The sequence below is a fragment of the Qipengyuania pelagi genome (assembly GCF_009827295.1).
GTDB classification, from domain to species: domain Bacteria; phylum Pseudomonadota; class Alphaproteobacteria; order Sphingomonadales; family Sphingomonadaceae; genus Qipengyuania; species Qipengyuania pelagi.
Window position 1 is genome coordinate 1933690 of the sequence record NZ_WTYD01000001.1, and the last position, 19192, is coordinate 1952881.

Genomic DNA, 19192 nt, shown 5'->3' on the forward strand with positions numbered 1-19192 from the left:
TGCGGATCAGGCGTAGCGACCGTCGTCGCTCGTGGGCTGACGGTCGGAAGCGGCGGAATTGCGGGCGTGGAGCGGCTGGCCGTCAGCGCGGCTGCGCTCGCGGCCCTGCCCCTCGCGCTGGGAATGGGCGTTGCCGGAAGCGGCCTGGCCGGACGTGTCGGCGGCGGAGGCGTTCGCGCCATGGCCATTGCTCTGGCCGGTGGTCTGCCCGTTATTCTGACCGGTGTTCTGACCCCCGTTCTGCGCTGTATTCTGGCCGCCGTTCTGCTGGGCTTCGGCGCTGCGCTGCACGGTGCGATCGCCCGCCATGGCGGCGGCGCGGTCATTGGCGAGCGCGGCGGCAAGCGCGCGCTGCGCCTCGCCATCCTTGGCCGCGACTTCGACCTGGAGCGTGTCGCTGATGCGGTCGATAGCAATCGAAAGCTCGCCGAATTCCTTGTGCATCACCGCCAGCGCCGCGGTCGGCACCACGCCGAAATCGCGCGCGGCGGAAAGGCGATCGACCATGCGGGCGATCGAATCGATGGCGGCGAAGGCGTCGGGCCGGGCAAGGTCGGCGGCGCGGGTCACGGCTTCGGTCTGCATGGGCGCGGTGGGCTGCCCAACCGAAGCGGCGATCGCAGGTTCGGGGCGGATGGCGTCGGCAGGGGCGGCAACGCGCGCGCTAGCCTGGACGGGTTCGACCGGGCGCGCGGTCTCCGGCTCGCCTTCCGATGAGGACGCTGCGACCGTCGCAATCGCGGCGGCCTGCACGGTCGGAGCGGGCTTGGCCTCGCCCTTCACCGCGCTTGCGGGCAGAACGGCGGCGACCGCCTGCGCGGAGGCTTGGGAAACGGCAACGGATTTGCGGATTGCTGCGGGCGCCGGGTTCGGGCCCATATCCTTCGGCGCGATGTCGTTCGGCGCAGCGTCCTTCGCGGCCAGAATGGCGCGCGCCGTGTCGCTGGCCGCCACGGGAAGCGTCTTGGCGGAGGCGGTTTCGAGATGGGCCGAGACCGAAACCGTCGTGGTCGGGCGGGCGGCGATGGTGATCGCGGCGATCGGCGCGCGCTCGATCGAGGCGGCAGGCATTGCGGCGATCGATACCGGAGCACTCGCCACGGCCTGTGCCGTGATCGGCGAAGCGGAAGGTGCCACCGTGGCAGTAACCGGCGCCGCCGCCTTGGGATCGACGAGACCGCCGATGGCGCGCGCGATCTGCGCGTCCGCAACCGGCTTCGGCTGGATCGATACGGCATCAGGCTGCGCCGCGTCCTTCGGTTCGGTTTTCGCCAGCGAGGGATGCGAGAGAACGGAAACCTGCTGGGGGATTGCGACCGGTTGGGCGAAGCGCGCCATGTCGAGGCGTCCCACCGGCAATTCGGCGACGGTCCCGGATTTTGGAGCCGAAGCGCCCTCCGCGGGGACGGTAAGTTGCAGCGGCAGGAGTCCCCGCTCCGGCTGGACGAAGCGCGCGATGTCGAGGCGGCCAGCGGGCAATTCGGCCACGGTCCCGGCATTGGCAGCCGAAGCGCCCTCTGCGGGCACGGTAATCTGCGACGGCAGGAGGCTCCGTTCCGGTTGAGCGAAGCGCGCCATGTCGAGGCGGCCAACGGGCAGTTCGGCCACGGTCCCGGCATTGGCAGCCGAAGCGTCCCCGGCGGGTGCGGAAATTTGCAGCGGCAGGAGCCCCGGCAAGGCCACCGGCAAAACCGGCAAGATCTTGCCGCTCGCTTTGCCGCCACCCTTGCCGCTTTCCGTGTCCGCCACGGCCAGCATGTCCTGCGCGTCCGCGCCCAGGGCGGGGATCGCAGCGTCTACCGGGGCGATCTGGACCAATTGGTCGAGGAGATTGGCAAAGCCGTCAAAAGCGCCATTCCCGGCACTATCGCCCGCATCACCCTCAGCCGAGAATTCAGCGGAAAAGCTGAGCTTGGAAGGCGTTTCGAGCGAGGTCAGGAAAGAGAGCGCGGCGGCGTTCATAGTGGTCTTCTCGTATCCGTGTGAATGTCACGGATATTCTATCAAGAAGCGTGCCAAACCCCGCGCGGGGCTCTCCCTATTGATGCGAGAGATGCGTGACGATCGCCTTAACGAGATCGCGCCGGTCCTCGACCGCGCGCTTTCTGCGGCGTTCGGACGCAGCCAGTTCCCCAAGCGTCGCGTCGGAACGCTTCTCCGCCTCGGCCGCCTGTTTCGAACTCACCGCCACCAGCTGTTCGAGCTGTTTCTGCATCGCCTTGCCGCTGCGCAGATCCATGCCCGTCAGCGCATCGTCCTTCTCCGCGTAGTGGCGCGCCAGCGATCGTGTGCGTTCCGCCACGCCGAACAGCCGCAGGCGCAGCGCCTCGGCCTCGGATGCGGCGAGCGCGGAGCGGCTCTTCTCCACCGTGCGGACGCGCTCGATCAATTTGGCGCGTTTCAGCTTGCGCTTGTCAGGCGGCATGGGCGATCAACTCCTGCATCTGATCCGCCGCATCGGCGAGCGTGACCTGATCGCGTGTCCCCTGGCTGAGGAAGGCGACCATGCGCGGATGGAGCGCGATCGCCTCGTCCAGCGTCCTGTCCGTTCCCGGACGATAGGCCCCCATCATCACGAGATCGCGATTGGCCTCGTATGCGGCGGTCAGCGCGCGGAAGCGACGCGCCGCCGCCTCGTGTTCGGGCGATACGATGTCGTTCATCACGCGGCTGAGCGAAGCGCCGATATCGACGGCGGGATATTGCCCGCGCTGCGCGATCTCGCGCGAGAGGACGATATGCCCATCCAAGATGGCGCGCGCGGTGTCCACCACCGGATCGTTCTGGTCGTCCCCATCGGCGAGCACGGTGTAGATCCCCGTGATCGAGCCGCCGCTTTCCGCCGAATTGCCCGCGCGTTCAATCAGCTTGGTGATGGTGGAAAGGGCCGACGGGGGATACCCGCGCGCCGCCCCCGGTTCGCCCAGCAGGATGCCGATCTCGCGCGCGGCGTGGGCCACGCGGGTGAGACTGTCCAATATAAGGAGCACGCGCTTGCCCTGCGATCGCAGATGCTCGGCGAGGCTGGTCGCCAGCATCGCGCCGCGCAGGCGCAGATTGGCGGCATGGTCGGCGGGCACGGCGACGATCGCGGTGCGGCCTGCACGCTCCCCGCCCATATAGCGATTGACGAAGTCGGACACTTCGCGCGCGCGCTCGCCGATCAGGCCGACGACGATGGCATCGGCATCCGCGCCGTGGACGATCATGTCCATCAGCACCGATTTGCCCACGCCCGATCCGGCCATGATGCCGATCCGCTGCCCCTCGCCGAAAGTCGTCAGCGCGTTCAGGGACCGGATGCCGACATCCAGCGGCTCGGTCACGCTCGACCGGTCGAGGGCGTCGACCCTGTAGCCGCCCGCGGGCCAGGGCACGCCGGTTCCGATCGGCCCCTTCCCGTCGATCGGGCGCCCCGCCCCGTCCACCGAACGGCCGAGGAAATCCTCGCCGACCGACAGCATTCCGGGATTGGCCTCAGGACGGACAACCGCACCGGGGCGCAGCAATACCGTATCGCCGAGCATCATCATCATCGTGTGGCCGTTGCGGAACCCGATCGTTTCCGCCCGGTGTTCGACTCCGCGTCCCTGCGCGATAGTGCACAGCGTCCCGATCGGAACGCCGAGGCCGGATACCTCGATCAGACCCCCGTCGCAGGCGACCACGCGGCCGAAGCGGCGCGGCGCGAGGTCGAGGCTGCCGCCGCCTGCGCATTCCTGAAGAGTGGTCTCGATCAGGGCGCGCATGAACCCAGCGCTTCCTCGATGGCGCGGCGCCATTGTTCGGGACCGTCCTCGACGCCCCCGTCTTCCGTTTCTACGCGCAATCCGCCACGCTCGACGCTGGCATCCGCCCTCAAATCGAGCGAGTCGGACACATGGTCCTTCACCAGAGCGAGATCGTCGGGGTGCAGGAGGATGGTGCGCTCGTCATGGCGGCGCTGGAACATCGCGGCGGCGGTCTCGATCCGGCGGGCGAGCCCGTCCATGTCGAGCGCCAAAGGAAGGATCGCATCCTCGCACAGCGCAAGGACGGTGGCGCGCAGGTTTTCCCGCAAGGACAGGGCGCTTTCCGCATCGAAGCGGGCGAAGGCGAGTTCGATCAGGGCCCGCTCCCGGCGCTCGCGCTGCATGGCCTCCTCGGCCTGCGCCAGCGCGGCGGCCTGTCCGTCGCGATAGCCGCTGGCGTAGGAATCCGCCAAGGGATCGGTCGGAACCGGATCGGGCTGGGCCTGATCGAGCTGGCCGGGGGCGGGCGCGCGCGAAAAGCGGTTGTTGGGGGTGAACGCCCCGGGACGCCCCAGAGAGGCGTAGGCAATCCTAGACATAATCGTCGTCGCCCGCGCCCATGATCAGATCGCCCTGCGCGATAAGCCTCTTCGCAATCGCGACGATTTCCTTCTGCGCGGAATCGACCTCGGTCTTCTTGACCCTTCCGCGACCTTCGATCTCGTCGCGCAATCCGTCCGCCGCGCGGCTCGACATGGCGGCGAAGAACTGTTCGCGCTGGATTTCCTCCAGCCCCTTGAGCGCCAGGATGAGGATATCGCTTTCGACCTCGCGCAGCAGCGTGCCGGTGCTCTTGGTGTCGAGAGCGAAGAGATGCTCGAACTTGAACATCTCGGTCTCGAGTTCCTTGGCGAGCTGTTTGTCGATCTTGCTGATCGACGGCATGACGCGCTTTTCCACGCTGCGGTGCGAACTGTTGATGATCGCGGCCGCCTGCTGGATCCCGCCCATGGTAAGGGGGATCGCCCCGTGGAGCCGTTCGATCTTGGCGTTGAGCGTCTGTTCGAGAATGGTGATCGCCTGGCGCGAAACCGGGCCGAGGCGCGCGACGCGGTGAAGCACCGGCGTGTGGAGATGTTCGGGCAATGCCGCGAGCGCGGCCGCGGCCACCTCGCTGTCGAGCTGCAACAGCAGGACCGCGATCGCCTGGGGGTTCTCGTCGGCGAGAATTTCGCCGATGATCTTGGGATCGAGCCAGCGCAGCAGGCCGAGCGCGGGCTGGGTCATCTCCTCTTCCTGCGGCGCGACTTGGCGCATCAGGTTCTCGGTCTTGACCTCGCCCACCGCGCCTTCGAGCATACGGCGCACGCTGTCGATGCGGCCATGGCCGGAAATCCCCTTGCCCTCGGTCGATTGCGAGAAGCCCGCGATCGCATCCGAGATGGCCTTGGGTTCGACCTCGCCCATCGCAACCATGGTGGTCGCGAGCAGGCGCAATTCGTCGGGCGTGAGCTGGCCGAGGATGAGCGAGGCATCCTCTTCGGCCAGCAGCATCACCATGATGGCCGCCTTGTCGATCCCCGCCAGAGCGGGGGGCAGGGCGAGCTCTTGCGCTTCGGCCTGGGTCACATCGGACTGGATCATGCCGCCTGTCCCTGATGGCTGTTATCGGAAAGAAGCAGGCGCAGAGCGCGCACGGCATCGTCGGGATTTTCGCGCGCGATGCGCTGGGCAAGCGCGATCTGGGCGTCCAGCGCCTCGCGATCGACGCCGGGATTGGGGGCCGGCGAATAGGTGCCGTCCGGGCCCTTCACCAGCACGGTCTCTTCGTCTTCCCCTTCGCTTTCGCTGGTCGGTTCAGTGCGGGCCTTCAGCGCCTTGATCGCGGGGCGCACCGCCAGAAGGAGCACCAGCAGGACCGCCAGGATGGCAACCCCGTTGCGCACCGCCATGGCGAACCAGCCGGTTTCGTAGAAGGGGATGGCCTCTTCCTCGATCTTTTCGAACGGACGCATGATCACGGTGACCTGATCGCCCCGGTCTGCACGCGCGCCGACGGCGGCGGTGACCAGTTCCTTGACCTTGTTGATGTCCGCCGCGCTCGCCTTGGCGAGAGCCGCCTGGTCGATGGCGACCGCGACCGAGAGATATTTGATCGATCCCGGCGTCAGGTTCGAGACCGACACTTCGCGGCCCATCTCGTAGACGCGCGTGGCGCTGCTTTCGCCCGTCTGGCCTGCGCCGCCCGCAGCCTGCCCGTCTTCGGGAGCGCGCTGTTCGGCCTCGGCATCGGCGGGTGGGGTGTTGGCGAGCACGCCCGGAATGCCGCCCGCCTGAGTGCTGGCGGTCTGCGATTGCTGCGTGGTCTCGCGACGGATCGTCCCGTCCTTGTCGTAGCTTTCGCGCGCGGAGGTGACCTCGTTCATGTCGAGCTCGACCTGGACCTGGGCGGAGAAGGCATCGGACCCGAACATGGGCGCGAGCAGCTGGTTGACCTGCGCGTTGAGCTTGGCTTCGAGCTGCGCCTGGAGATCCAGCCGCCCGCTATTGGGATCGCGCGCCTGGGTCAGAAGCTTGCCGTGCTGGTCCACCACCTTGACCGCATCGGTTCCCAGACCCGGCACCGATGCGGCGACGAGATTGGTGATCGCATTGACCTGGCTGTCGCCGAGCTGACGTCCGCGCGCCATGCGCACCATGACGGAGGCCGACGGATCGACCGCTTCGCGCACGAAGACGGAGCGTTCGGCCTTGGCGAGATGCACGCGTACCGACTCGACCCCGTCGATTTCCGCGATGGTCATTTCCAGTTCGCGTTCCTGCGCCGCGCGCAGGCGATCGCCCTCGAGGGTGCGGCTGGCACCCATCGGCAGGTTTTCGAGCATCTGCTGGCCGCTTTCGGGCGCCGCCAGCGAACCGTCGGACGCGACGAGCATCCGCGCGCGGTAGAGATCGTCCTCGCCCACGCTCAAGGCGCCTGAATTGTTGTCGATCGTATAGGCGATGCCTGCGGTGTCGAGCGTTTCGACGACACTCGCCCTATCGGCATCGTCAAGCGAGGAATAGAGCGTGCGCTGGGGCGCGGGCGACAGGGCCGCCCAGGTCAGCGCCAATACGCCGAGGCCCGCCGTACCGGCGAACCAGGGCAGCATCTTCCTTACGCCCGGCTGCGCCGTCAGCGCCTTGGCGCGATCGACGATGGTCCCACCGCTGAGATTGGCGGACATCCCGGCCTGGGCGGGCGCGCCTGCGGGAACGAGATTGCTCATCTATCAGATCCCCATCCGCATGGTTTCCTGATACGCGGACAACAGCTTGTTGCGCACCTGGAGAGTTGCTTCGAACGCCACGCCCGCTTCCTGGCGGGCCAGCATGACCTTGGCGATGTCGGTCGTCTCGCCGCGCTCGTAGGCCGCGGTAAGTTCGCCCGAACGGCTCTGCGCCGCATTGACGCTGTCGAGCGCGCCCTTGAGCGAATCGCCGAAACTGGTCGGTTGCGCCTCGGCGCCGCCGATCCCGCCCGCTTCGCTCGGTGCGGCGGGTTTCGCTTGGTGGAGATCGGTGAGGACCTTCGACCGATCGATGATCTGCTGGCGCAGGGCGATGATCTGTTCGATCGATCCCCCGCCGCCAATGCCGCCTACCGGGTTCATCGTGCCGCTCCCATAGCGATGCCGGCTTCACGGAAGGACGCCAGGCGATAGCGCAGGGTGCGCTCGCTGATGCCCAGCGCCCGCGCCGCATTGGCGCGGTGTCCGCCGACCGATTCAAGAGTGTCCATGATCGCGCGCGCTTCGCTGAGCTTCACGATCTTCGAAAGCTTCGCCGGGTTCGCCGGAGTGGCGTCCGCGACCCCCGCCACCACGCTGTCCATGATCGGCGTGACCGTGGCCGGTTCCTGCGCGACCGGGCGCGCGGCCATGTCGAACACGATGTGATGGGGCGCGATCTCGCTTTCGCCCTGCGCCAGCAGCAGCGCGCGGCGCATCACGTTTTCCAACTCGCGGACATTGCCCGGCCAGGCATAGCCGCGCAGCGTATCGAGCGCGGCATCGCCGATCCACGGCGTCCTCTCGCCCTTCGGCGTGTGGCGCAGCAGCATGGCGAAGGCGAGCGGCGCGATATCGGCCGGGCGCTCGCGCAAAGCGGGCATCGAAATGGGAAAGACGTTGAGGCGATAGAAAAGGTCGGCGCGGAAGCGGCCCTGTTCGACCTCGTGGGGCAGATCGCGGTTGGCGCAGGCGATAATGCGTACGTCCACCTTGACCGGGCGGGTCGCGCCCACGGGGACGACTTCGCCTTCCTGCAGGGCGCGCAGCAGCTTCGCCTGGAGCGAAAGCGGCATTTCCGCGATCTCGTCCAGCAGCAGCGTGCCGCCATCCGCCGCGCGGAAGAAGCCTTCGGCAGCCGCATTGGCGCCGGTGAACGAGCCCTTCTCATGTCCGAACAGCATGGCTTCGAGCATGGTTTCGGGGATCGCCGCGCAATTGACGGCGATGAAGGGCTTGTCCGCCCGGTCGCTGCGCGCATGGATGAAGGTCGACAGGACTTCCTTGCCGGTGCCGGTCGGCCCGTTGATGAGGACGGGGATTTCGGTGCGCGCCAGGCGATCGGCCAGCGCGATGATCGACAGCATGGCGGGATCGGCGGCCACCGGCCCCTGGCCCGCATAGACCATGGCCACCAGCGCGGCGATGCTGCCTTCCGCGTTGGGGTCCTTATAATAAAGAGTGCCGCCCTGCCCCGAGCGCGCCAGCGCCGGAGTGTCCGATCGCGCAATCACGATGCTGCGCGCATCCCGGTTCGCACTCGAATCGTCTTCATCCGCCAGCGTCACCGGCTTTTTCATGAAGAGCGACGAGGCGATTCCGGCCAGTCGCGAGTCCAGCGACCCGTGCTTGCGCGAAAAATTCGTGGTCTTGGTCAGTCCGTCCATTGGGCCCTCGATTGCCATGTCTTAACGACAGGAAGGCTTTTGCGCCCTGCACGACCAAGGAATGGATAATTTTAGACCTAGTATTTTTACCTATGGGATTTCCGGGGCGGCAAATTCCTGCCCCGGCAAGGCTTAAATACCGGCAAGATTGGTCGGTCTGTGTCTCGGCTGCCGCATCCTGACGGGGGGCAGTGATCGATAGACCAGAAGGAATTTTTGCCATGAACGTGATCAACACCAATATCGGCGCGATGAAGGCCACCAACTCCGCCAACGCCGCCAGCAAGATGCTCGGCACCGCGATGGAACGCCTCTCGACCGGTAAGCGCATCAACTCCGCCAAGGACGACGCCGCAGGCCTCGCCATCGCCACTACCATGACCTCGCAGGTTCGCGGCATGAACCAGGGCATCCGCAACGCCAATGACGGCATCTCGATGGCGCAGACGGCCGAAGGCGCGCTGAGCGAAGTCACCAACATGCTGCAGCGCGTTCGTGAACTGTCGGTCCAGGCCGCTTCGGAAACCTATTCCGCCGACGACCGCACCAACCTGCAGACGGAAATCGACGCGCTTCAGACGCAGATGACCAACGTCCTCACCAACACCGAATTCAACGGCAACAAGCTGTTCGACGGCACGGCCGGTACCGCTGGCGTCGTGAAGATCCAGACCGGTGCGAACTCCACCGACACGGTTAGCCTGACCTTCTCCGACCTCTCGGCCGTTTCGGGTGCCACCTACAGCGTGGCCGGTGCCGACGGTTCGGCAGCGACCACCACGATGGCGACCGTCGACACCCAGCTCGACGCCATCAGCAGCGCCCGTGCCAGCCTCGGTGCCTCGCAGAACCAGCTCGAATCCGCCGTCAACACCATGACGACCGGGTCGACCAACCTGTCCGACGCCCGTTCGCGGATCGAAGACACCGACTATTCGGCCGAGACGACCGCTCTCGCCAAGGCCCAGATCCTGAGTCAGGCTTCGAGCGCCATGCTGGCCCAGGCCAACCAGAGCCAGCAGAGCGTCCTGTCGCTGCTGCGTTAATAACACATCGATCACCCGATTGGCGAAGGGGCCCGTCACTCGAAAGAGTGGCGGGCCTTTTCGCATGTCCGGTCCTAAAACGAGGTTTCGAGAGCCGGACCGTAATTCTACCGAGTGCGATAGCGCGAGATACGGCCTTCGATCGCCCGGATCTACGTGCGAAAACATGGCCCGGAAAAATTTTTTTGCATCGTCTCGGTATGTCCCGAATTTTTCGTCAACCTTTTGTTATCCTTACTATTTTCATTCATTGGCAGCGGGCCATTTGGTTAATCCGAAGAGGCAATTCGTAAACCATGACCTTAATGCCTGGTCGATCCTGCCGGTCTGGTTCCCATCGCTGCCCCCTGACCGGGGTTGCGTTCGTCAGATCAAAGGATTTTCGCCATGAACGTGATCAACACCAATATCGGCTCGATGAAAGCCGCCAACGCCGCGACCGCCGCCAGCAAGACGCTGGGCACCGCGATGGAACGCCTGTCGACCGGCAAGCGCATCAACTCCGCCAAGGACGACGCCGCAGGCCTCGCCATCGCCACCACCATGACCGCGCAGGTGCGCGGCATGAACCAGGGCATCCGCAACGCCAATGACGGTATCTCGATGGCGCAGACGGCCGAAGGCGCGCTGGGCGAGATCACCAACATGCTCCAGCGTATCCGCGAACTGGCAGTGCAGGCAGCCTCGGAAACCTATTCGGGTGCCGACCGCGCCAACCTCCAGACGGAAATCACCGCGCTCACGGATCAGATGACCAACGTCCTGGCCAGTACCGAATTCAACGGCAACAAGCTGTTCGACGGCACCGCCGGCACCGCCGGAGCGGTCCAGATCCAGACCGGCGCGAACGCTTCGGACACCGTCACGATGACCTTCAGCGATCTGACCCCGGTTTCCGCCGCAACCTACGACGTCACGGGCGCGAATGGTGCGAACGCCACCCTCACGATGGCAACCGTGGATACCCAGCTCGGCGTCATCAGCGGCGCGCGCGCCGGTCTCGGTGCGGCGCAGAACCAGCTCGAATCCGCCATCAACACGATGACGACCGGGTCGACCAACCTGTCCGACGCCCGTTCGCGGATCGAGGATACCGACTATTCCGCCGAAACGACCGCGCTCGCCAAGGCGCAGATCCTGAGCCAGGCGTCGAGCGCGATGTTGGCGCAGGCCAATCAGAGCCAGCAGAACGTTCTCTCGCTTCTGAAATAATTACGATCGATCACTCGATTGGCGAATGGGTCCGTCGCTCTCTTCAAGGGGCGACGGGCCTTTCCGCATGATCCGGCCACACCGAGGTCTGGCCTGAATTAGGTATAAATACTCATAGGAAGCAAAGGCTGTCTTTGAGGCTGTCCTGCCAAGCAGCAATCGGAGAAGAAACAGAATGCTTCCTAGCGCCTATCCTACCGTTTCGGATCAACCCCAGGGTTCGCCGCGCGCGCCGCGCACGAATATGTTCGTGATCGCGGAGCTTTCCAGCGCTTCGGCGCTGGGCAAGGTCAAGATCCGTAATATGTCGAGCGGAGGGGCGATGGTGGAAGGGCCCGCGCTGCCCATGCCATCGGCGCAATGCCGTATCCTGCGCGGCACTCTCGAACTCGAAGGCGAGATCGTGTGGGTTGCAGGCAATCGCGCCGGCATCCGCTTCAACGGGACCGCCCATGTCGCGGAGTGGCTTCCGAACGCCGGGCGTTCGCAGACCGATGTCGATCGCGTGGTGGCCGCCGCCAAATCCGGCGCGATGCCGAGTGACGATCGATTCCCTTCTCCTGGCGTGGCAGCGCCCGCCCCGCTCATGTCGCGTGTCGTCGACGCCAATCACGCGGCGTCGGTCGCGGACCAGCTCGAAGAGCTCGCCGATGCGCTGTCGGGCGATATGGACGTGGTCTCGCGCCACATGGGCAAACTCCAGGCGCTGGACCTGGCAGTGCAGACCTTGCGCAAGCTCGCCGACCAACGCTGAGCGAACGCCCCGACGCATTCCCACCCTTGGCGCAATGCCACCGCGCTGCCATGGTCTGACCCGACAGCCCTCGCCAATGAAGCGGCTGGAGACGGGAGAAAGACATGGCCGGGCCGCTGACTGGATTGCGCATCGTGGAATTCGCAGGGATCGGGCCGGGTCCGTTTTGCGGCATGATGCTGGCCGATCACGGCGCCGAGGTGATCCGCATCGATCGCGCCAGCGGATCGCGCGGCGGATCTTCCCCTGTCAGCCGCGCCGACGTGTTGGCGCGTGGGCGCAAATCCATCGCGATCGACCTGAAGAGCGAAAAGGGCGTCGCCCTCGCCCGCCGCTTATGCGCGACGGCGGACGGTCTCATCGAAGGGTTCCGCCCCGGCGTGATGGAGCGGCTGGGTCTCGGCCCGGACGCGCTTCTCGCCGACAATCCGAAGCTCGTTTACGGCCGCATGACCGGGTGGGGACAGACCGGGCCCTATGCCCCCCATGCCGGGCACGACATCAATTACATCGCCCTTGCCGGGGCCCTCGCGCATTTCGGGCGCGCAGGCGACAAGCCGACACCGCCGATCAACATGGTCGGCGATTTCGGCGGAGGGGGGATGATGCTCGCCTTCGGGATGGTCAGCGCGCTCTTGAATGTCGCGCGCGGCGGCGAAGGGCAGGTGATCGATGCGGCGATGACCGATGGGACGGCCGTCCTGATGGGCATGATCCACGGGATGAGGAATGCCGGCGTCTGGCAGGAGGACCTGGGCGTCAACGCGCTCGATACCGGGGCGCATTTCTACGACACCTATGAGACCGCGGACGGGAAATTCGTCTCCATCGGTTCGATCGAACCGCAATTCTACGCGCAATTGCGCGAGCTGGCGGGCCTGTCCGACGACCCGGACTTCGATGCCCAGCACGATCGGTCGCAATGGCCGGCTCTGAAGGCGAAGTTGACGCAGCTGTTCAGGACGAAGACGCGCAGCGAATGGGATGCGCTGCTGGAGCACACCGATGTCTGCTACGCGCCGGTGCTGACGATGAGCGAGGCGGCCGAGCATCCCCACAACCGCGCGCGGGAAACCTTCGTGACGGTGGGCGATCATGTCCAGCCCGCGCCTGCCCCGCGCTATTCCGCGACACCGAGCGCGACGCCCGCGCCCGCCCCCTTGCCGGGCGATGACAGCGAGACTGTGCTGCGCGAGATGGGGCTGGCGCCCGACGAGATCGCGAAGCTGCGCGAGAGCGGCGCCTTCGCCTGATCGCCGCGCGCGAGGGGCTTCACCCCGTCTTCGACTGCGCGGCTGACCGCGTTCCCGCCAGCAATCCGCGCCCGACGACCTGCGCCTGGATCTCGCCCGCCCCTTCGAAGATGTTGAGGATGCGCGCATCACACAGCACGCGGCTGATCTCGTATTCCAGCGCGTAGCCATTGCCGCCATGGACCTGCAAGGCATTGTCCGCAGCACCCCACGCCGTGCGCGCGGCGATCAGCTTCGCCATGCCCGCATCGATATCGCAGCGCTCCCCGCGATCCTTCTCGCGCGCGGCGCTATAAGTGAGTTCGCGCGCCATCACGATCTCACAGACCATCAGCGCCAGCTTGTCCGACACGCGGGGGAATTCCAGCAGCGCCTTTCCGAACTGGCTGCGCTGTCCGGCATAGGACAGCGCGAGATCGAAGGCGTTCCAGGCGACGCCGATGGCGCGCGCCGCGGTCTGGATGCGCGCGCCTTCGAAGGTCTGCATCAATTGCTTGAAACCCTTCCCTTCCTCGCCGCCCAGCAATCCATCCTCCGCCACCGAGAAGCCTTCGAAGCCGAGCGAATATTCGCGCATTCCGCGATAGCCGAGCACCTCGATCTCCTCGCCCGCCAGACCTTCGTCGGGGAAGGGATCGGCTTCGGTGCCGCGCGTCTTTTCGGCGAGCAGCATGGAGAGGCCGCCATAGCCGGGCGTGTCGGAATCGGTGCGCACCAGCACGGTCATCAGATCGGCGCGCGCGGCATGGGTGATCCAGGTCTTGGCGCCGTCGATCCGCCAGCCGCCCTTGGCATCGCGCCGGGCCCGCGTGCGCAGCGAGGCGAGGTCCGATCCCGCATCGGGTTCGGTGAAGACCGCGGTCGGCAGGATGGAGCCATCGGCGAGGCGGGGGAGGAATTTCGCCTTCTGCGCCTCGGTCCCGTTCGCGCCGATCAGCTCGCCCGCGATCTCGGAGCGGGTGCCGAGCGATCCGGCACAGATCCAGCCGCGCGACAATTCCTCCGACACGAGCGCCATCGCCAACTTGCCCAAGCCGAGCCCACCATGGTCCTCGGCGATGCAGACCCCGAACACGCCGAGCGCGGCCATCTCGTCCACGAGCTCCAGCGGGATCAGCGCGTCCTCGAGGTGCCAGCGATGGGCGTGGGGCGCAATGCGCGTGGCTGTAAAGGCGCGGAACTGGTCGCGGATCAGGTCGAGCGTTTCGTCGCCAAAGCTTTCGCAGGGCCGCTCTCCCGCCGCCAGCCGTTCGGCGAGTTCGCGGCGCAGGGCCGCCGTATCAGGACTAGAAAGAAAGCGTGCCACCGCCGGATCGTCCGCAAAAACGCGCGCCTCCGCGACCAGCCCGAACTCCGCCGGGCGAACGATCTCGGACTGGCTCATCGCCACCCCATGCGCGATCTGGCCCAGATATTCGCCGAACCCGATCCGCAGAACGAGGGCGTCGATTGCGGCGAAACTGCCCCTCTCCAACGCGCTATGCGCCCACTGCGCGGTCGCAGATAGCGCTGCCGCCGTGGTCGCATACCAGGCGAACCCGTGGAGCAGGCGCTGGTCTTCGTCACCGGCCGTGGCGAGCCCGTCGCGCATCGTTTCCACGAACCCGTCGCAGGCGCGCACGGCGTCTTGAGCCGCCTCGATCCAATCGCGCATTCCCGTCTCTCCTTGTCTGTGTCCGGTCGCTATGGCCTGCAACCGATCGGCGCAAGCGCTCCCTCGGCCCGCCGCAGCGAGAGCCATCCCGCGCAGGAAGGGCTGGCCTTCGCGCGTCAGGCTTGGCATCGCAGCCCGGACGATCACAGCGAAGGACCCCGCCCCGCCTATGTACGATCTCCTGTCCGGTCTTTCGATCGTCGAGGCGTCCAGCTTCGTCGCCTCGCCCACTGCCGGGCTCTATTGCGCGCAGATGGGGGCGGAGGTCATCCGGGTCGATCACATCGCGGGCGGGCTGGATTACGATCGTTATATGCTGACGAAGGAAGGCCGCTCGCTCAGCTGGGAAAATCTGAACCGCGCGAAGAAGTCTGTGGCGCTCGACCTGAGGGGGGAAGAGGGGCGCGAATTGCTGGTCGAGCTGGCGGCGCGGACAGGCAATCTCATCACCAATCTGCCAGAGAAAAGCTTCCTCTCGCACGACGCGGTCAAGGCGCGCCAGCCGGACGGGGCGGACGATCTCGTCAGCGTCAGGATCATGGGCTGGCATGACGGGCGGCAGGCGATGGACTTCACCGTCAACGCCGCCAGCGGCTATCCGCTGATGTGCGGGCCGGAGGATTGGGACCAGCGCACCGCACCGCCGGTCAATCAGGTTCTCCCCGCCTGGGATTTCATCACCGGGGCCTATAGCGCCTTCGCTCTATTGGCCGCCTTGCGCCGTCGCGACGCCACCGGACGCGGAAGCGAAGTGCGCATACCGCTGGGCGATGTCGCGATCGGGACGGTCGCGAATAGCGGGGCGATGGCCGAAATGCTCTATCGCGGGGCGGATCGCGAGCGATTGGGCAATGCCATCTGGGGCGCGTTCGGACGCGATTTCCGCAGTCGGGACGACCAGCGCTTCATGCTCGCCGCGCTGACCGCCAAGCAATGGGACGGCCTGGTCGCCGCCTTCGACCTCGCCGACGAAATCGCGGCGCTGGAGGACGAACTCGGCGTGCGCTTCGCAGATGGCGACGCGCCGCGCTTCGAACATCGCCACCGGCTGTTCACCCTGTTCCAGGCGCGCGCGGGCCAACGCAATTGGGCGGATCTCTCCGCCCGAATGGCGGAGCGCGGCTGCACCTTCGAACGCTATCGCACCATGTACGAGGCCGCGAACGACCCCGAACTGGTCGCGGACAATCCGCTGTTCGGCCCTTCCCCCGCCAATCCCAGCGGCTTTGCCTATCCGGCACCGCGCAGCTTTGCCAATCTGCCAGCCCAGGAAGCAGGCGATCCGGCCCCCGCCCCCTATCTCGGCCAGCATACCGAGGAGGTGCTGGCCGACCGGCTCGGCCTGCCCTCCGGCGCGATCGCCGATCTGGTCGATCGCCGGATCGCTCGCCTGTCCGACGAAACCGCCTGACCCCTTATCGAACCGGAGCCTTGTCCATGACCCATCTTCGCCGCGTCGCCATCTGTTCGCCCTTGCGCACGCCTGTCGGCGCATTCCTCGGCACGCTCGCCCCGATCGAGGCGGGGGAACTTGGTGCGATCATCATCAAGGCGCTGGTCGAGCGCAGCGGCGTCGATCCCGAGCGGGTCGAGGATGTCGTCTTCTCTCAGGGCTATGGCAGCGGCGAGGCGCCCGCGATCGGACGCTGGAGCTGGCTGGCGGCCGGAATGCCGATCGAGGTCCCCGGCTTCCAGCTCGACCGGCGCTGCGGCTCGGGCCTTCAGGCGGTCGCCACCGCGGCGATGATGGTCCAGACCGGCGTTGCGGATTGCGTGCTCGCCGGCGGGGTCGAGAGCATGTCCAATGTCGAACATTATACGACCAAGGCCCGCCACGGTGCGCGCATGGGCGACATGGTGCTGTGGGACCGGCTGACGCGCGGGCGGTTGATGAGCCAGCCGATCGAACGCTTCGGCGTCATCACCGGCATGATCGAGACGGCGGAAAACCTCGCCAAGGATTACGAGATCTCGCGCCAACAGGCCGATGCGTTCGCGGTCCGGTCCCACCAGAATGCCGCCGCCGCCTGGGAAGCGGGCCGCTTCGACCACCAGCTCGTGCCGGTCGAAATCCCGCAGCGGCGCGGCGACCCGGTCGTTTTCGCCAAAGACGAAGGCTTCCGCGCGGATGCCAGCATGGAGACGCTGGGCGGCTTGCGCGCCATCGACGGCAAGCGCGACAGGGATGCGATCGTCACCGCCGGAAATGCCAGCCAGCAGAACGATGCCGCCGCCGCCTGCCTCGTCGTGGCGGAAGACAAGGTCGAGGAACTCGGCCTCGAACCGATCCTGTGGTTCCACAGCTGGAGCGCGGCGGGTTGCGACCCCAGCCGCATGGGCATCGGCCCGGTGCCCGCCGTCGATCGCTTGTTTGCGCGGACCGGGCTGGGCTGGGACGATATCGGCCTGATCGAATTGAACGAAGCCTTCGCGCCCCAGGCGCTCGCGGTGATGAAAGGCTGGGGCTTTGCCGACGACGACAGCCGCCGCGACATCGTCAACGTCAACGGATCGGGCATCTCGCTCGGCCACCCGATCGGCGCGACGGGCATCCGCATCCTCGCCGACATGGCCTACGAGATGCAGCGGCGCGAGGTGCGCTTTGGCCTTGAAACCATGTGCATCGGCGGCGGCCAAGGCATGGCGGCGGTGTTCGAACGCGCGGCCTGAACCAATTCGAGAGAGGATATTTTCATGCATAATCGCCTGCTTCCCGCCCTGCCGCTTGCCCTGCTGATGGCGGGCTGCGCCGCCCAGACCGCCCCGATGGCCAGCGCCCCTCCATCCGTAGCCGCCCCGGCGGCATCGACGGCTGCCGAGGACGCGCGCCTGCTCGCCTTTCTCGATGCCGCCTTCGATGCGCAGGTCGCGCTCAGCCCCGAATATCTGACCAGCCTCGGCTCGCGCCAGGATTACGACCGCCTTGGCGATTACACGCTGGAGAGCGATGCCCGCTCGCTCGCGCTGGCCGAGCGGCAGCTGGCGGAGATGCGCGCCAGCTTCGATCCCGCCAATCTCGGCCCCTCCGCCCGCCTCAGCTATGAACTCTTCGAACGCCAGGTCGAGCGGGACCGGGAGAGCGCCCGCTTCGACGCCTATTCCTTCCCCGTCTCGACCAATGGGACGCCCGCGGGCAGCATTCCCGTCTTTCTCATCAACCAGCACAAGGTCGCCAGCGTCTCGGATGCCGAGGCCTATATCGCCCGCCTGCGCGACAGCGAGCGCGTGATGCGCGAGACGGTCGCGGTGATGAAGCAGCAGGCCGAAATGGGCATCGTCCCGCCCGCAATGGTCTTCGAACCCGCGACGGCGGATGCGCGCAGCATATTGGAAGGCGCGCCGTTCACCGATGGCGCCGACAATCCGGTCTGGGCCGATTTTCAGGCCAAGGTGAATGCGCTCTCGATATCCGACACCGAAAAGGTGCGCCTGCTCGGCGAAGGCCGCGCGGCGCTGACCGGCCCGTTCCGCAACGGAGTGGAGGCGCTGATCGCCGGGATCGCCGCCATCGAACCGCTCGCCGACGGCAATCAGGGCGCATGGAGCCTGCCGGACGGGGACGCCTATTACGCCAGCCGCCTCGCCGCCTCGACCACGACCGACATGACCGCCGATCAGATTCACGAGATCGGCCTCAGCCAGGTCGCTGCGATCCGCAAAGAGATGGAGGCGGTCAAGGACGAGATCGGCTTCACCGGAACGCTGGAGGAATTCTTCGCCGCGCTGCGCACCGATCCGGCCTACAAATACGCGAACAGCGATGCCGGGCGCGAACGCTATCTCGAGGAAGCGCGCACGCTGATCGGGAATGTGATGGCGAAGGCGCCCGACTATTTCGAGCGCCTGCCCCGCGCCGAACTGGAGGTCCGCGCGGTCGAACCCTTCCGGCAGGACACGGCGGCGGTGGCCTTCTACAACCGCCCCGCGCCGGACGGATCGCGGCCGGGCATCTTTTACGTCAATCTGGCCGACATGACGCAGGTCAACCGCATCCAGACCGACGCCATTGCCGCCCATGAAGGCGCGCCCGGCCACCATTTCCAGATCGCCCGCGCGCAGGAGCTCGAAGGCCTGCCCAAATTCCGACGCTTCGGCGGGTACGGGGCCTATGTCGAAGGCTGGGCGCTCTATTCCGAGCGTTTGGCGGACGAGATGGGCGTCTACACCACGCCCGAACAGCGGTTCGGAATGCTGAGCCTGCAGATCTGGCGCGCGATCCGGCTTGTGCTCGACACCGGCATCCATTCCAAGCGCTGGAGCCGCGAGCAGGCGATCGACTATTTCCGCGCCAATTCGCCCAATTCGGAGCGCGACATCGCCAAGGAAGTCGATCGCTACATCAACAATCCCGGCCAGGCGACGAGCTACATGATCGGCCAATTGAAGATCGCCGAGCTGCGCGCCCGCGCCGAACGCGAACTGGGGACACGCTTCGACATCCGCGCCTTCCACGAAGCGGTGCTGAGCGAAGGCGCGCTGCCATTGGATGCGCTGGAAGATCAGGTCGATCGCTACATCGCGCGCGCGAAAGGCTGACCGTTTCGCCGATCCCGCCGGTTCAGCCCTTGATCCGGCCAATTAACGCGCGCAACACTGCCGCGCGAGA

16 protein-coding genes are annotated in these 19192 nt (G+C 66.5%); 7 read left to right on the forward strand and 9 right to left on the reverse strand.

Annotated elements, in window-relative coordinates; all coding sequences use genetic code 11:
• Positions 1 to 6: 6 nt before the first annotated feature.
• The 8 genes from GRI47_RS09520 to GRI47_RS09555 all read right to left on the reverse strand — a co-directional run bounded on the left by GRI47_RS09520 (position 7) and on the right by GRI47_RS09555 (position 8667).
• Positions 7 to 1962: a hypothetical protein gene (locus GRI47_RS09520; protein WP_160661006.1), complete on the reverse strand. Its 1956-nt coding sequence runs from the start codon at positions 1960 to 1962 to the stop codon at positions 7 to 9.
• Positions 1963 to 2038: 76 nt separating this feature from the next.
• Positions 2039 to 2425, reverse strand: a complete 387-nt coding sequence (locus GRI47_RS09525) for a hypothetical protein (RefSeq protein ID WP_160661007.1) — start codon at positions 2423 to 2425, stop codon at positions 2039 to 2041.
• A complete protein-coding gene (locus tag GRI47_RS09530; RefSeq protein WP_160661008.1) occupies positions 2415 to 3749 on the reverse strand; it encodes a FliI/YscN family ATPase in 1335 nt (444 codons plus the stop codon). Before GRI47_RS09530 ends, GRI47_RS09525 begins: the two co-directional genes overlap by 11 nt.
• Positions 3737 to 4330, reverse strand: coding sequence for a FliH/SctL family protein (locus tag GRI47_RS09535; RefSeq protein WP_160661009.1), 594 nt, complete (start codon positions 4328 to 4330; stop codon positions 3737 to 3739). The genes GRI47_RS09530 and GRI47_RS09535 overlap by 13 nt, the downstream gene beginning before the upstream one ends.
• Positions 4323 to 5375, reverse strand: a complete 1053-nt coding sequence (locus GRI47_RS09540; RefSeq protein WP_160661010.1) for a flagellar motor switch protein FliG — start codon at positions 5373 to 5375, stop codon at positions 4323 to 4325. Before GRI47_RS09540 ends, GRI47_RS09535 begins: the two co-directional genes overlap by 8 nt.
• Positions 5372 to 7000: a flagellar basal-body MS-ring/collar protein FliF gene (gene fliF / locus GRI47_RS09545; protein ID WP_160661011.1), complete on the reverse strand. Its 1629-nt coding sequence runs from the start codon at positions 6998 to 7000 to the stop codon at positions 5372 to 5374. Before fliF ends, GRI47_RS09540 begins: the two co-directional genes overlap by 4 nt.
• 3 nt (positions 7001 to 7003) lie before the next feature.
• Positions 7004 to 7384 (reverse strand): flagellar hook-basal body complex protein FliE, encoded by a 381-nt coding sequence (gene fliE / locus GRI47_RS09550; protein WP_160661012.1) that lies wholly within the window; start codon positions 7382 to 7384, stop codon positions 7004 to 7006.
• Positions 7381 to 8667: a sigma-54 interaction domain-containing protein gene (locus tag GRI47_RS09555; protein ID WP_160661013.1), complete on the reverse strand. Its 1287-nt coding sequence runs from the start codon at positions 8665 to 8667 to the stop codon at positions 7381 to 7383. Before GRI47_RS09555 ends, fliE begins: the two co-directional genes overlap by 4 nt.
• A gap of 221 nt (positions 8668 to 8888) precedes the next feature.
• Here GRI47_RS09555 and GRI47_RS09560 point away from each other — a divergent pair, with 221 nt between their 5' ends.
• The 4 genes from GRI47_RS09560 to GRI47_RS09575 all read left to right on the forward strand — a co-directional run bounded on the left by GRI47_RS09560 (position 8889) and on the right by GRI47_RS09575 (position 12932).
• Entirely contained in the window at positions 8889 to 9713 is an 825-nt protein-coding gene (locus tag GRI47_RS09560) for a flagellin N-terminal helical domain-containing protein (RefSeq protein WP_160661014.1), read from the forward strand.
• A gap of 387 nt (positions 9714 to 10100) precedes the next feature.
• Entirely contained in the window at positions 10101 to 10925 is an 825-nt protein-coding gene (locus GRI47_RS09565; RefSeq protein WP_160661015.1) for a flagellin N-terminal helical domain-containing protein, read from the forward strand.
• A 175-nt stretch (positions 10926 to 11100) separates the two neighbouring features.
• The gene (locus GRI47_RS09570; RefSeq protein ID WP_337190672.1) at positions 11101 to 11679 is read left to right on the forward strand and encodes a PilZ domain-containing protein; all 579 of its coding nucleotides are present in this window, start codon (positions 11101 to 11103) and stop codon (positions 11677 to 11679) included.
• Positions 11680 to 11783: 104 nt separating this feature from the next.
• Positions 11784 to 12932 (forward strand): CaiB/BaiF CoA transferase family protein, encoded by a 1149-nt coding sequence (locus tag GRI47_RS09575; protein WP_160661017.1) that lies wholly within the window; start codon positions 11784 to 11786, stop codon positions 12930 to 12932.
• A gap of 19 nt (positions 12933 to 12951) precedes the next feature.
• Here GRI47_RS09575 and GRI47_RS09580 read toward each other — a convergent pair whose 3' ends face one another.
• Entirely contained in the window at positions 12952 to 14586 is a 1635-nt protein-coding gene (locus GRI47_RS09580; protein ID WP_160661018.1) for an acyl-CoA dehydrogenase family protein, read from the reverse strand.
• Between the two features lie 169 nt (positions 14587 to 14755).
• On the opposite strand from GRI47_RS09580, the gene GRI47_RS09585 reads away from it, so the two are divergent.
• The 3 genes from GRI47_RS09585 to GRI47_RS09595 are packed head-to-tail and all read left to right on the forward strand — an operon-like array spanning position 14756 to position 19122.
• Complete coding sequence (locus GRI47_RS09585) at positions 14756 to 15997, forward strand: CoA transferase (protein ID WP_160661019.1); 1242 nt, start codon at positions 14756 to 14758, stop codon at positions 15995 to 15997.
• Positions 15998 to 16023: 26 nt separating this feature from the next.
• Complete coding sequence (locus GRI47_RS09590) at positions 16024 to 17256, forward strand: acetyl-CoA C-acetyltransferase (protein WP_160661020.1); 1233 nt, start codon at positions 16024 to 16026, stop codon at positions 17254 to 17256.
• A 24-nt stretch (positions 17257 to 17280) separates the two neighbouring features.
• Positions 17281 to 19122 carry a DUF885 domain-containing protein gene (locus tag GRI47_RS09595; RefSeq protein ID WP_202387226.1) on the forward strand — a complete coding sequence of 614 codons (1842 nt, stop codon included), beginning with the start codon at positions 17281 to 17283 and terminating at the stop codon, positions 19120 to 19122.
• The last annotated feature ends 70 nt before the right edge of the window (positions 19123 to 19192 follow it).

Bases quoted from the DNA above. Each gene is read 5' to 3' on its own strand.
- GRI47_RS09590 (WP_160661020.1), top strand. From the start codon at position 16,024: ATGACCCATCTTCGCCGCGTCGCCATCTGTTCGCCCTTGCGCACGCCT.
- GRI47_RS09565 (WP_160661015.1), top strand. From the start codon at position 10,101: ATGAACGTGATCAACACCAATATCGGCTCGATGAAAGCCGCCAACGCC.
- GRI47_RS09560 (WP_160661014.1), top strand. From the start codon at position 8,889: ATGAACGTGATCAACACCAATATCGGCGCGATGAAGGCCACCAACTCC.
- GRI47_RS09585 (WP_160661019.1), top strand. From the start codon at position 14,756: ATGTACGATCTCCTGTCCGGTCTTTCGATCGTCGAGGCGTCCAGCTTC.
- GRI47_RS09520 (WP_160661006.1), bottom strand. From the start codon at position 1,962: ATGAACGCCGCCGCGCTCTCTTTCCTGACCTCGCTCGAAACGCCTTCC.
- fliE (WP_160661012.1), bottom strand. From the start codon at position 7,384: ATGAACCCGGTAGGCGGCATTGGCGGCGGGGGATCGATCGAACAGATC.
- GRI47_RS09570 (WP_337190672.1), top strand. From the start codon at position 11,101: ATGCTTCCTAGCGCCTATCCTACCGTTTCGGATCAACCCCAGGGTTCG.
- GRI47_RS09575 (WP_160661017.1), top strand. From the start codon at position 11,784: ATGGCCGGGCCGCTGACTGGATTGCGCATCGTGGAATTCGCAGGGATC.
- GRI47_RS09540 (WP_160661010.1), bottom strand. From the start codon at position 5,375: ATGATCCAGTCCGATGTGACCCAGGCCGAAGCGCAAGAGCTCGCCCTG.
- GRI47_RS09555 (WP_160661013.1), bottom strand. From the start codon at position 8,667: ATGGACGGACTGACCAAGACCACGAATTTTTCGCGCAAGCACGGGTCG.
- GRI47_RS09530 (WP_160661008.1), bottom strand. From the start codon at position 3,749: ATGCGCGCCCTGATCGAGACCACTCTTCAGGAATGCGCAGGCGGCGGC.
- GRI47_RS09595 (WP_202387226.1), top strand. From the start codon at position 17,281: ATGCATAATCGCCTGCTTCCCGCCCTGCCGCTTGCCCTGCTGATGGCG.
- fliF (WP_160661011.1), bottom strand. From the start codon at position 7,000: ATGAGCAATCTCGTTCCCGCAGGCGCGCCCGCCCAGGCCGGGATGTCC.
- GRI47_RS09535 (WP_160661009.1), bottom strand. From the start codon at position 4,330: ATGTCTAGGATTGCCTACGCCTCTCTGGGGCGTCCCGGGGCGTTCACC.
- GRI47_RS09525 (WP_160661007.1), bottom strand. From the start codon at position 2,425: ATGCCGCCTGACAAGCGCAAGCTGAAACGCGCCAAATTGATCGAGCGC.
- GRI47_RS09580 (WP_160661018.1), bottom strand. From the start codon at position 14,586: ATGCGCGATTGGATCGAGGCGGCTCAAGACGCCGTGCGCGCCTGCGAC.